Origin of the sequence: Cytobacillus oceanisediminis (genome assembly GCF_003182355.1) — a bacterium.
GTDB lineage: Bacteria > Bacillota > Bacilli > Bacillales > Cytobacillaceae > Cytobacillus > Cytobacillus oceanisediminis_A.
Map to the genome: position 1 here is coordinate 97,189 of NZ_QGTW01000005.1, position 13,288 is coordinate 110,476.

The 13,288-nt window shown below is 43.5% G+C and carries 11 protein-coding genes and 1 pseudogene; 1 reads left to right on the plus strand and 11 read right to left on the minus strand.

What is annotated here, in order from left to right; genetic code table 11:
- Positions 1-232: 232 nt before the first annotated feature.
- Positions 233-1,426 carry a class I SAM-dependent rRNA methyltransferase gene (locus DFO73_RS11305; RefSeq protein ID WP_110064900.1) on the minus strand — a complete coding sequence of 398 codons (1,194 nt, stop codon included), beginning with the start codon at positions 1,424-1,426 and terminating at the stop codon, positions 233-235.
- Between the two features lie 301 nt (positions 1,427-1,727).
- Positions 1,728-1,969, minus strand: a pseudogene (locus DFO73_RS11310) (glutamate/aspartate:proton symporter GltP); the annotation flags it as partial.
- A gap of 657 nt (positions 1,970-2,626) precedes the next feature.
- Between DFO73_RS11310 and cbpA the strand changes: the two are divergent.
- Positions 2,627-3,271 carry a cyclic di-AMP binding protein CbpA gene (gene cbpA / locus DFO73_RS11315; protein ID WP_110064901.1) on the plus strand — a complete coding sequence of 215 codons (645 nt, stop codon included), beginning with the start codon at positions 2,627-2,629 and terminating at the stop codon, positions 3,269-3,271.
- Positions 3,272-3,569: 298 nt separating this feature from the next.
- On the opposite strand, the gene DFO73_RS11320 is transcribed toward cbpA, so the two are convergent.
- From DFO73_RS11320 to DFO73_RS11360, 9 genes are all read right to left on the minus strand, one after another.
- A complete protein-coding gene (locus DFO73_RS11320; protein WP_110064902.1) occupies positions 3,570-4,025 on the minus strand; it encodes a hypothetical protein in 456 nt (151 codons plus the stop codon).
- An 81-nt stretch (positions 4,026-4,106) separates the two neighbouring features.
- The gene (gene lhgO / locus DFO73_RS11325; RefSeq protein WP_110064903.1) at positions 4,107-5,315 is read right to left on the minus strand and encodes an L-2-hydroxyglutarate oxidase; all 1,209 of its coding nucleotides are present in this window, start codon (positions 5,313-5,315) and stop codon (positions 4,107-4,109) included.
- 321 nt (positions 5,316-5,636) lie between these two features.
- Entirely contained in the window at positions 5,637-6,902 is a 1,266-nt protein-coding gene (locus tag DFO73_RS11330) for a (Fe-S)-binding protein (protein ID WP_110064904.1), read from the minus strand.
- Complete coding sequence (locus tag DFO73_RS11335; RefSeq protein ID WP_110064905.1) at positions 6,895-8,310, minus strand: FAD-binding oxidoreductase; 1,416 nt, start codon at positions 8,308-8,310, stop codon at positions 6,895-6,897. The genes DFO73_RS11330 and DFO73_RS11335 overlap by 8 nt, the downstream gene beginning before the upstream one ends.
- Positions 8,307-9,026: a FadR/GntR family transcriptional regulator gene (locus DFO73_RS11340; protein ID WP_110064906.1), complete on the minus strand. Its 720-nt coding sequence runs from the start codon at positions 9,024-9,026 to the stop codon at positions 8,307-8,309. Before DFO73_RS11340 ends, DFO73_RS11335 begins: the two co-directional genes overlap by 4 nt.
- A gap of 14 nt (positions 9,027-9,040) precedes the next feature.
- Positions 9,041-11,005, minus strand: a complete 1,965-nt coding sequence (locus tag DFO73_RS11345; RefSeq protein WP_110064907.1) for a TRAP transporter permease — start codon at positions 11,003-11,005, stop codon at positions 9,041-9,043.
- 13 nt (positions 11,006-11,018) lie between these two features.
- Entirely contained in the window at positions 11,019-12,035 is a 1,017-nt protein-coding gene (locus tag DFO73_RS11350) for a TAXI family TRAP transporter solute-binding subunit (RefSeq protein WP_110064908.1), read from the minus strand.
- Positions 12,036-12,299: 264 nt separating this feature from the next.
- Positions 12,300-12,794 carry a GNAT family N-acetyltransferase gene (locus DFO73_RS11355; RefSeq protein WP_110064909.1) on the minus strand — a complete coding sequence of 165 codons (495 nt, stop codon included), beginning with the start codon at positions 12,792-12,794 and terminating at the stop codon, positions 12,300-12,302.
- A 15-nt stretch (positions 12,795-12,809) separates the two neighbouring features.
- Positions 12,810-13,193 carry a MazG nucleotide pyrophosphohydrolase domain-containing protein gene (locus DFO73_RS11360; protein ID WP_110064910.1) on the minus strand — a complete coding sequence of 128 codons (384 nt, stop codon included), beginning with the start codon at positions 13,191-13,193 and terminating at the stop codon, positions 12,810-12,812.
- Positions 13,194-13,288: the final 95 nt, after the last annotated feature.

The following is a 13,288-nucleotide window of genomic DNA, read 5'->3' on the forward strand; positions in this document are numbered from 1 at the left end:
TGCACAATGTAAACCTTCTTTCTCAAAATGATGGTGGCAGGCACCTATACCAGTTGGACGAATTGGTATAGGTGCCTGTCACTTTTTTAACCCTAATCATACCATAAAATATTTATACTTTTCGGAATTTCTTCCGGTGGATTTTCGCTTACATGCGTTTGCCTATACAAATAGAATGTGCCAGGTATCCATATCACTTCCATTAGGTGGTATAGGTGCCTGGCACTCATTTTTATAGCTTTTGTATAAACGCAACCTTGAGGTAGTCTCCCTCTTTGAATTCCTTTATGGTTCTAAAATCTTCCGGGAGGGTGAATTCTTCAAGGATTTTATAGCTGCCTCCTGTTTGCTGGAAGGATTTTTTGATGAAGTCTTTGAATTTTTTCATATTGAAGGTGCTGCAGTTGGATGAGGCAACAATGATGCCGTTCTTTTCTGTGATTTGGATAGCCTGTGCGAGCAATTCCGGATAATCTTTTCTGGCACTGAACGTATGCTTTTTGGACCGGGCAAAGCTTGGCGGATCCAAAATGACCATTTCAAACTTTAGCTGCTTGCGGACCGCATATTTGAAATAGTTGAACACATCTTCAACAATAATATCCTGCGCCTCATAATCGATGCCATTGACGCTGAACATCTCGATTGTTTTGCTTTTGCTGCGGTTTGCCAAATCAACACTTGTTGTTTTCGATGCTCCGCCCAAAGCGGCAGCAACTGAAAAAGCACCTGTATAGGAGAAGGTGTTTAAGACGGTTTTACCTCCCGCATACTTATCCCTGATCGTCTTCCTTACATGCCTTTGGTCAAGGAAGACGCCTACCATGGCACCTTCATTCAAATAGATCGGAAAGTTGATTCCGTTTTCCTTCACCATCAGCGGAAAGGATGCCCGTTCCCCCGCTACAAAATCATCATCCTCAATATAGGTTCCTTTCACGGCAAAGCGTTTTTTCTCATAGAGGCCTTTCACATCTGCTGTCTTCATTAAGGCCTGTACAACAACTTCCTTAAATGTGTAAATCCCTTCACTATACCAGCTCATTACGTAAAAGCCATCATAGTAATCAATGGTGAGCCCTCCAATTCCGTCGCCCTCTCCATTGAAAACCCGAAAAGCGGTTGTATTGGGGTCATTGAAAAGATCTGTACGCTTTTCCAAAGCTGCTTTAAACTTTTTAGCAAAAAACATTTCGTCAATCACTTCCTGCTGATTATTCGTCAGCACCCAGCCTCTGCCTTTATTTTGTTTTCCATAATACCCTTTGCCAATGAAACGGTTATTCTCATCAACAAGCTCAATGATTGCCCCCTCTTCAATCCCCTTCGGAAGCCTCTGAACAGACTCCTCTGTCACCAGCGGATACCCAGATTGAAAATTCCTCTTATATTTAGAAGCCACATTTAATCTAATTCCTTTACTCATGCGTTCACCCAATCATTTTTTAATGTACTGCCATTGTAGTATTTTAACATTAAAAGTACCAGGTACCTATACCAGCTAGCTGAACTGGTATTGGTACCTGGCACCAAGGGACGCCATTTTTCGCCGCTATTCAGCATTTTCCATCTCAATCAAACGTTTGATTGAAATAACCGCTGACCTTTTTCACACCTGAATTTTTCCCGGGAAATGAATGAGAAGATTGTCGAAGGTACAGTGATCCAGATCGACAAATTTCATCTCATTATAAATGGCCATTCCCATGTAGAGAATGGCCTTTTGATTATACAGCTTGTTTTGTCTGGTTATCCTGTTTCAACAGCTTCATTTCATTGATCGCTCTTTTACTCTTATTTCATCAAATTCATTTTCGCTCTTTGCTACAATATTTGTAGCAATACCATTACCGATCAGGTTAACAATAGCTCTGCCTTCACTCATGAAGCGGCCAACACCAAGCAGCAACGCCAATCCTTCCAGCGGGATAACCTGAAGGGCAATGGTCCCCTCTTTCACAATGTCCCCCGGCCTGATTTTTAAGTTAATCCGTTTGCTCGTCCTATAGTAGATGTATTCGTTCGGTTGGAGATCGGAATGGAAATCTCGCAGGAAAACAGTTCCCAATAACGTCCAGCAGCGATACAGCTGTAATGCTTCCCACAGTCCTTCAGCACCATTCATGATGATTGCCTACTCTTATTTTACAAGTTTTTGCTATGGGATTCTATGAATGAGTTCCTATTTAAAGTACGGTGAAAATCTTATCATTCCTTAGAATGCTCCGGCATAGAATAAAGGGTTATAACCCGTTATCAGAGCATCGGAGGCGCCCTAGTCCATCGACGGAGCGTGGTGGACTGGGGTCCACACGACGTGGGTCACTCAGACGTTGCCACAGGACAAGGAAAGCTACGGCAGCAATACATTGCACGACCAAAAGCGGGCGCTTTTGGGAGGACGCGGCGCTTTTAGTCTGAGTTCCTTATTTTGAGATTATGGAAACACGAAGTACGATAGCGATTCGATGTTGACTTATAACACTTGGAAACGCGCACGTCCTGTGCGTCGCTGTAGACGAGTTGGGGGAAGCACGTTGAGTCGATAGGGTTCCGAAGCTTGATAGTTATCGAAATTATAGCTCTTATCTTTTAAAAAGGGTTAGGGGTAAAGGAGGATGCTGGTATGCTAATTCGCCATCAAATGGTGGAGAAAAGAGATGTCCGTTACTGTGATGAAACCTTTAATTTGGAAAAGGCGCTGCAGTTTTTAAATGAAACAGGTTATCGCTGTGTCCCGATTCTGGATAAAACACATGAAAAATTTATCGGCAATATTTACAAGGTTGATATTTTAGAATATAAAGAGAATCATTCGCTGAATGAACCCATTACTGTCCTCGCAACTGACCAGGAGACAATAATTGGCGAAAATGATTCTTTTATGAAGGCCTTTTTCACGCTGAAAAGATACCCTTATTTGCCTGTTGTTAAGAGAAATGAACATTTTGTCGGCCTGCTGACGCATGCGGCAGTACTCGAGCTGCTGGAGGAAGCATGGGGATTGAACCGCGGCAGCTACACCCTAACAGTGGGGAGCTATGGAACCCAGGGAACGCTGAAAAAGATGACCAGCATCATCAGCAAACACAGTGATATTCAAGGGGTCATCTCGCTGGATTCCTCCAACTTCCATGTCAGCCTCATCCGTCGGGTGCTGTTCACCCTTCCAAAGGATACACCGAAGCAAACCTTGGATAAAATAAAAAAAGAAATGGACGAAAACGGCTTCCGGGTTATCGGAGTCGAGTGCCATGATGGGAAGTGCTAGATAATTTATAAAACACAAGTACAGGTGCCTTAAAGTTTACTATTAATTATGGCACCCTGTTGATTGGATCGGAGGGCGTGAGATCCTCGAAATGCATTAGCACTTCCTTCGTGGGTGTTAATTCCAGGAAGGCTATTCAAAGTCCTGAGGGAGTGCGGAACTAAGAGAGTCCCCACAGGCTTAATGCTTGAGAAGAGCCGGATTGCCTCGTTCACAGAGTTTTGTGAGCGGAAATCAGCAGGACAGTTTAACAGAGCCCACAACAAAAGCCGATCCCAAAATGGATCGGCTTTTTCACTTAACGATTATTGCGGTGCACAAACTCCTGGTACCCATATATAATCCAGGCATAAGAAGTGAAAAACAAGAAAATATGTATGGGCTTAAATTTAACCAGACTATATAAGTTAAACCTTTGATATAAATAATTGAGCGGATAGGCAAACAATAAATCCACCACTGCGTTAACCGCGAGATAGCGTTTAAAGTTTCCAAAAGTAAAATGAAAGATCCACAATGTCCCTATAAAGAAAGGGCCGAGGATAAAAGTGAGGTCATTAACGAGTTTGTGTCTGTTTCCTCCATCTACCGTCCACCACTTAAAGGGTATGGCCAGAATGCTCATGGCGAATACCAATATCCCTGCAAAAGCAGAAACCGTAGAAAATTTATTAAAAGACTTTTTAGGCAAAAAGAATATGGTCAGCCAGGGTATTACCAGATGCAAAATCCTAATGACTGTTGTCACTTTCATAACGAATTCCCCTTTCTGCCATATTATTCTACAGGGGATTTAGAAATATTCGCCAATTTTTCAAAAAGCCTGATGGATTAGTTACACTGCCGAATCCAATCTAAATGTCCCTTCCATTTTCTTCACAATTTCTTTCCCGATTTCTATTGACGCCGTTGCTGCTGGAGACGGTGCATTTAATACATGAATGGAACGTTTGCCCGGGATGATGAAAAAGTCATCTACAAGGGACCCATCGTCCTTCAAAGCTTGGGCTCTCACACCTGCAGGCCCGGGAACAATATCCTCTTTTTGGATGTCCGGCATTAGTTTTTGAACGTTTTTCATAAATAGCTCTTTTGAAGCAGAGCGGATCATCTCATCCACACCCTCTTTCATATACTTGCCTGCGAGTTTCCAAAAGCCTTTATATGAAATAACTTCCATAAGGTCTGCCAAATTGATGTCCGTCTTTTTGTAGCCTTCCCGTTTAAAGCTTAGGACCGCATTTGGGCCAACATCGATCGATCCATTAATCATTCGTGTAAAATGAACGCCCAGAAATGGAAAATTGGGATTTGGCACAGGGTAAATTAAGTTTTTAACCAGGCTGCTTTTCTCTGGTTTCAGCATATAATACTCGCCTCTAAAAGGAACAATTTTCACATCGGTTTTTAATTGGGCAAGCTTTGCAATGCGATCGGAATGCAGGCCGCCGCAGTTAATATAGTAAGATCCTCTTATTTCGCCCTTGCTCGTTTCAACAATGACTTCCTGCACCGTTTCATCAATCGATAATACCTTATGGTTGAGCAGAATGTCGCCGCCTTTTTCCCTAATAATCTCCGCCATCTTCTCTGATACATGTTTATAATTCACAATGCCTGCCATGGGAACATGAATAGCTTTTTTTCCATTTACATGCGGTTCGATTTCAAGCAGTTCGCTTTTATCAATCATCCGAACTCCCAGTCCGTTTTCAAGCCCGCGCTGATATAAGTTTTCTAAGAGCGGCAGCTCGAAATCCTCGCTTGCCACAATCACTTTCCCGCAAATATCGACTTCAAGCCCATGTTCCCGGCAAAATTTTGTCATCGATTCACTGCCTTTTTTGGCCAGCCTTGCTTTATAGCTTCCAGGCTTATAGTAAATGCCCGAATGGATGACCCCGCTGTTATGGCCCGTTTGATGGGCTGCTACGTGGCTTTCCTTTTCCAGGATCGCTACTTTAGCTGCCGGAAACCGGTTTAACAGCCCCATCCCTGTTGAAAGGCCGACAATTCCCCCGCCAATAATGATGTAATCATACATGATCCCCCACCCTTTCTATTCCTTTAGGCTCTTTTCTCATAAATAGGTGTTTTTACTTTTAAATTCAGCCCGCTGATTTCCGCTTCGGGCACTCAGCGAACCCGCGGGGAGGAATAAGAGCCTCCCCGGCTTCGCCTGTGGGGTCGTCTCCCACTTCCCTCACTTCCCGCTGGACATTGAATAAACATCCCCGAATAAACACCTCGTCGTAAGAAAATGCGAATGCATTTTCGGGGAGTCAAGTGCCCTCCGCTGCAATCAACTCAGTTGTTTAAACTTAATTTGCAGTTTAAAAACAACAACCTTTAAAACAGCCTTTTTTTATTTATGGTCTATCCCGCAAGCTTCTGCCAATAATTCGACGATATGGACAACACGCACTTTACCTTCAATGCCCTCTCGTTTGACTCCAAGGCACATTTGCAAATGGCAGCCGGGGTTGGAAGTGACTATCGTATCTGGTGAGACCTTTTGGACGTGCTCCATTTTTGCATCAAGTATTTCCATGGATTCTTCATAGTGGACAATATTATATATTCCGGCCGAACCACAGCACATATCCCCTTTCGGAAGGGAAACATACGTGATTCCCGGTATGGATTCCAACAGCTGGACTGGGTCGCTCGCTACCTTCTGTACGTTTAACAGATGGCAGGATGGCTGGTATGTCAGGACGCCTGCAAGTTCTTTTTGAAAGTCCAGTCCGAGTTTGTTCAATATAACACTTATATCTTTATTCCTTTGTACAAATGCCTTGGCACGCTCTGCCCATTCCGGATCTTCTGCGAGCAGGTGATCATATTCAACAAGCATGGCGCCACAACCGCCAATGCTATTTATTACGTAATCAAAATTTCCTTTTTCAAAAGCAGCGATATTTTCTTTCGCCAGCTTTTTGGATGTATCTGTATCACCGCTATGGTTCTGCAAGGCCCCGCAGCAGGTTTGTTCTTTGATGACGGTGACTTCGCAGCCTGCATGCTTCAGTAATTTAATGCTAAGGTCATTTATTTTTGCAAAAAACACATCCATAATGCATCCTGTGAAAAAGGCAACACGTGCTTGAGGCTCATGTTCAGGGGACTGTGTACTATTCCTCAAGTGTCTATTGGGCATTTCGATTGCCGGGGTTATTTCCTCAAAAGCACGAAGCTGTTCGGGAAGAAGGCCAAGCATCCTGCTTTTGCGTGCAAACGTATCAAGTCCTGTTTTTTGATAAGCCCGAAGAGATGCTCTCATTGTCCCCATCAGCTTTTTATTGGGCAATGCTCTTTGCAATGCCATATTTTCCATTAATGGCGCCCCTGTAGCAGCGGCTTTTACTTCCTTAAATGATTCGAGGATTTTTCCGTATTGCACATTGGTTGGACAGGCAGTTTCACAAGCACGGCAGCCGAGGCAAAGCTCCATCGATTCTGTAATATCCTCAATTGATATTTTTCCTTCAGCAGCCATTTGTACAAGGTTAATCCGCCCGCGGGGGGAATGCCTTTCTTTTCCCATTGTTGCGTAGGTTGGACAGGCTGGGAGACAATAACCGCATTGGACACAATCAAACGTTTCTTTGTATGCCAGTTGACTAGTCATTGACTAACACAAGCTTTTGCCCTTTTTTCTCGGGAAAAATCTTTCCCGGATTCATGATGTTATTCGGATCCCACGCTTTTTTCATTCTTTTCATCATGTCCAAACCTGCTTCCCCAAGCTCCATTTCCATAAATGGCGCCTTCATTGTCCCGATCCCATGCTCACCTGAGAGCGTTCCTCCCAATTCAATGGCTACTGTAAAAATCTCCTCAACTGCTTTTTCCACTCGCTTCATCTCTTCTTTATCCTGTTTATCTGTAATAATATTCGGATGAAGATTTCCATCACCTGCATGTCCGAACACAACCAAATCTATCTGGTATTTTGCTTTAATTTCCTGTAAACGCCTGAACATTTCTGGTATCTTGCTTCTTGGAATGGTGGCATCCTCCGAAATCTTCGTCGGCTTCTTCCTGACAATCGCAGGAGAAACAAGCTTTCTTGCTTTCCATAAGTTCTCAGCAGATTCCTCGTCCCTGGCAATGACCGCCTCTCTTGCCCCTATATCCAGGCAAACCTGTTTGACCTGCTCACTTTCGTCTCTGATGGCAATTGGATGGCCATCAAGCTCAATAAGGATAATGGCATCCACATCCACCGGCAGTCCGATCGGCTGAAATTCTTCAACTGCCCGAATCGAAGCCTGATCCATGATTTCCATTTTGGAAGGCAGGATGCCAGACGTCAGTACAGCTGATATGGCTTTTCCGGCATCAATAATATCATCAAATATGACCATCATCGTCTGGGTTGCCTGCGGCCTTGGGATAAGCTGAAGAATAGCCTCGGTTATAATGCCTAAAGTCCCTTCCGATCCAACAATTAATTTTGTTAAGTCGTAGCCTGTGACGTTTTTGACCGTCCGTCCGCCTGTCCGGATGATTTCCCCTTCTGGCGTTACAATCTCCAGCCCCAGCACATAATCCTTTGTCACCCCATACTTTAAACCGCGCGGGCCTCCGGCATTTTCCGCCAGATTCCCTCCGATTGTTGAGACATGGGAGCTGCTTGGGTCAGGCGGATACATAAGTCCATATAATTTAGCTTCACGGTCAATATCCGCTGTTATGACCCCTGGAGAAACAATGGCAACCGTATCGTCCGGATCAATTACCAATGTCTGAGTCCATCTGGAAAAATCCAAAACCATTCCCCCATGGACAGGGAGCGGGCCACCGCTTAGGCTCGTTCCCCTGCCCCTTGGATATAAGGGAATTTTCAATTCATTTGCGAGCTTCACAATGCCCGCAACTTCCTCTGTTGAAATGGGCTGCAAAATGATCTCAGGAACATAAGCACCAAAAGATCCATCGTATGAATAAGAAACCAAATCTGCTCTTTCCATGAGAATTCGCTTCTCTGATCCCATTATGCTTTTAAGCCGGTCAACAACCTGTTCCGTGATCACATCGGCACCTTCTTTCCTTCCTCCTCGTTTGCTTTCAATTTCTTTCTGACATTTTCGAGATGAATCTTCATAGCATCTGCAGCCGTTGTTTCATCCCGTTCTTTGATGGCTGAGAAAATACTTATATGTTCCTGAAAAACCTGTTCACGCTTCTCCGGCAGTCCTACGTTTTTCTGAAGTGAAAAAGCAATTGCTTTTCGGTATAAATCATCTATATTTTCCATTACTTGTATCATAAATCTGTTTTTTGTGGCACCAATCAGATGTTTGTGAAAGGTAACGTCAGCCTGGTCGCCTACTGCTTCCGGGTTCGTCAGCGTAATCTCGAATTGATCGAGCGCCTGTTTCATTTTTTCCAAATCGGCCTCATCACGACGTAAGGCAGCAATAGCTGCTGCCTGTGTCTCCATAATGATCCGCATTTCCAGAAGCTCAAAAACCTGCTCCACCGGAATTAATTCAATCGCTAAAGAACCAAGCATTTCTGCCATATTGACCTCTTTGACAAAGCTTCGGCCGCCTTGCCTGGATTCAATAATTCCGCTGGCAGATAGAACACTCAATGCTTCTCGAACAGGCGCACGGCTGACGCCAAACAGTTTTGCGAGTTCATTTTCAGATGGCATAGGCTGGTTTTGCGGGAATTTGCCATCCTTAATCATATCTTTTAACTGATCTAACACTTGGGCCGAGATTTTTTTTCGTTCGATTTTCATTGGCGGTAAGCTCCTTATACAGTGATTTCTACTGAACTGCTTTTTTTCACTCTTATTATATGGAAAAGAATTGCAAACACACAAAGCCCAAGCCCTGCAATATCTGTCATCAAGCCCGGTTTAATTAGCATTAAAGCTCCCGCGAACATAAGGACTCTTTCAGCAATTGTGAGTTTTGCATTCAAATAGTTCCCTAGTGCACTTGCTAGAGCATAGATTCCGAGTGTGCTCGTGATTAAAACAAGAGCGACAGAAACAACAGATAAGGTTTCCCCTTCAGCAGGCTGAAGGAGAATATTTGGGTTATACGCAATCATGAACGGGATTATAAAGCCCGGAAGTGAGATTCTAAGAGCTTCCCATGATGTTTTCATTGCATTAGCACCGGCCAATCCGGCTGCAGTATAGGATGCCAGAGCTACCGGAGGTGTTATATTTGATAATGCCCCAAACCAGAACACAAAGAAGTGTGCAGCGATCGGATTAACACCCGCCTCAACAAGGGCCGGCGCAGCTGTAACAGCGACCACGATATAAAGCGCTGTTGATGGAAGGCCCATACTCAGGACAATACAAGTGATCATGACAACGATCAAAATAAGCCAGAGATTTCCGCCTGTAAGTTCAACAATATTATAAGCTAGTGTGGAACCAATACCGGTCATTGTCACAACACAAATGATGATTCCAATGGCTGCACAGGCAATCCCTACTTGGATGGTCCCTTTTCCACCTTCTACAAAGGCTTCAATAGTTTTCGAAAAAGTAATTCTTGAAGATTTATCTTTTGCAATCCAGCTGGCGATAATAACAGATCCGATTCCCGCAAACCCGGCAAATAGAGCTGTTTTTCCCATCAATAAGGTTGTAATGACAACTATAATCGGGATAAGCAGAACACCGCGTTCTTTCAGGATTTGTACGACATTCGGAATGTTTTCCTTGCTAATTCCTTTTAAGCCTTGTTTTTTTGCTTCAATATCAATCGCAAAAATGAGCGCTATATAATAGAGAAAACTTGGAATAATCGCTGCGAGGATAACGGTAGTATACGAGATTCCCAGGAAACCGGCCATGATAAAGGCAGCAGCACCCATGATCGGCGGCATAATCATTCCGCCAGTGGATGCAGCCGCTTCTACTGCACCTGCAAACCTAGGCTTCAAACCAATTGATTTCATCAATGGAATGGTGAAGGCACCTGTTGTTGCTACATTGGCTACCGCACTTCCGCTTAAAGAACCAGTCAGTGCACTTGATAAAACTGCAACCTGCGCAGGGCCTCCGCGTTTTCTCCCTGCTATGGCCAATGCCAAATCATTAAATAACTTTGTTGCACCGCTGACCGACAGGAAGGCTCCAAATAGAACGAACATAACGATGAAGGTGGAGGCCGTTGAGAGTGTGAGCCCCAAAACCCCTTCTGTTGTCATATAAAGACGATATAAAAGGCGCTCCAATGAAAAACCGGCATGACCGAAAATCCATGGAAAATAGGTTCCGAATAAGGCATATACGATCGCTCCGCCGCAAAGAATCGGAATGAAAATCCCCACTGCCCTTCGTGATGCTTCCAATAACACAATGATCGTAATAGCTCCAAATACGTAGTCGATCATAATTGGCTGCGACCCTCTGTCCACATGAATGGCTGTATAATTCAAAAGCAGATAGCCGAGGCCTGCAATGGAAAGAGCTGCAAATATATAGTCAGGTACTGTAAACCTTTTTTGATTTGAAGACTTTCCTGCCGGATACAGGAAAAAAGTCATTACCAGCAGGAAGCCTAGAAAGATTAGATTTCTATAAATCTCTTGAATATTGGATAATCCGTTTGAATAGATCGCAAAAATAGAAAACATGACAGTGATAACGGCGGCTGCTTTTTTATATGGGCCGTCCAGCAAGCGCATGCCGCCGCCCGCTTCCCTATCCAAGTCTGTTGGTTTCATTCCTTGTTCACTAATTGGTTTTGTCATATTATGCCCTCCTTTATTTCGCTTCCGGCGGTATTAGGTTTTCCGGTATATCCAAACCGGCTTCTTTAAAATACTTATACGCTCCAGCATGCAATGGAACCGATACTCCATCCAAGGCCGTTTCCAAGGTCATTTCTTTGGCGGAGCTGTGCACTTCATACATTTCATCCAGGTTTTCATAAAGTGTTTTTGTAAGAATATAGATGGTTTCTTCATCCATTTCCTTCGTAGTCGATAACAGGTTCGGCTGGGCAATTGTATTGATATCTGTCTCAACGCGCGGGTATGTACCTGCTGGAATCACATAGCGGTACCAAGTGTCCGAAACATTATTGATGGCATCCAATTGTTCATCCGTCACTTCTAAAATCGATGCTTTTACATTACTTGCATACATATCTGTTATTGCCGAAATCGGAATACCGGCAGGAAGCGATCCTCCATCCAATCTCCCATCTCTCATAGCTGAAACCGTATCACTATAGCCGAGGTATTCCGGCGAAATATCTTTTTTCGTTAGTCCAAGGCCTTCCATCATAACGACAGTAGATTGTTCCGTACCGCTTGCCTGCGGTCCTACAGAAAAACCTGTTCCTTTAATATCATCAATTGTTCCTGTTTTCACTTTGTCATTCATAAGGACAAAATGCTCTACATTCGGCCATAGCATTGAAATCGTGCGAAGATCCTCATAACGTTTTCCTTCAAATGAACCGTTTCCAGCATACGCTTGAGAAGAAATCAATCCTTGCAAAATCGCTAATTGTGCTTCCCCTTCACGAAGGAGCTCAATGTTTTCAATGGAACCCGCAGATGACTGACCGCTCGCTTGGATTTTTTCGTCTTTTAAATGACTGCTCCATACATTAGCCATTCCGACTCCGATTGGATAATATGTACCTCCAGTTGATGCTGTTGCGACTGAAACAAATTTTTTGTCTTTGTTTTCAGCAGCAGTCTGCACGCCAATAATCGCAATAAATACAAGTGTAAAAATGGATATAATAATCTTCCACTTTTGTTGCATCATATACCTTCCTCCTCTATTGTAAAATGTAAGCGTTTTTCTAAACTTGTATTACAAGTATACAAGATTATTTGTTTATAATTCAACGAAAATTCTAATTTTTTGTTTTATTGTGTAAAACCAGATGCTAAACTCCTTGGTATATCGTTCTTTTTCAATATTAAATAGTATATATTGCCTATTCCGTTAAGTAGAGTCTTCTAAAAAGAACCAGGGTATTGGACAAAAAAAAGGCCAGTTTCCTAAATTAAGAAAATGGCCTTTCACTTATAGCAGCTTCCCCATATAATACTCATCCACAAACTCGCCGTTTATTAGCAATGAGTGTTTTTTAGTTCCTTCGATTACAAATCCGGCTTTTTTGTATAGTGCCACTCCCGCTTCGTTTTTTATAACCGTTGTGAGCTCAAGCCGGTGGATGCTGTGCTCCAGGGCCCATGCTTCCAATCCCTTGAAAAGCTTGGTGCCAATTCCCTGGCCTCTATGTCCGCTGGCTATCCCAACAACCAAATAGGCAGAGTGTTTGTTTCTCCTGGCAGTCCCGCCAATGGCCATTAAAAATCCGACCAATTGGCTGTCATCCTCCGCCACAATAATGGTTGAATTGGCTTCTTTCTCAATGGCTTCGATTCTCTTTCTTTGTGCTTCCGGTGTGGTCTGTCTTTCGCCGGGCTCAAACAGCATATATTCAGCCTCGTTTTCTACCCTGTTAATCAGGTTGGCCAGGCCTTCGGCATCGGATCGTTTTATGTGCCGGATCATTGGATAGTTCTCCCTTCATTTTTCTATTAAACTGGTATCCTTATTCTTCCTTATCTTTACCTCTTCCATCTTCCGGTAAAAACTTTCGTCGATCTCGATGCCAAAGAAATTATAGAATTTAATTAAATAGGCCAGGCAGTCCGCCAGTTCCTTGCCAATGTCTTCTTTTACCTGATCCTTGGCAAGTGCAAAGGCTTGTTCTTCATCCATACCTTCTTTGGTATATTCACGGACAAGGTTAAAAGCCTTGCGGAGCTCTTCGGCCACCTCTGCTACTTCGGTCGTCAGCAGCATATAGTTATTCAAAAGAGAATCCCGGCTCTCAGCATAATTTTCCTCACTGATCTCCCAGCCCATCTTCTTCTGGTAATCTCTCATAAAGTTTTGCAATTCCTTCATAAATTCCACACCTCTGATTCTATTGTTATTCGACAAAATTCGGGTGGTACCTGAAAGACACAAGTCATGTTTTTCGCATTTGTGGAGAAGTAATT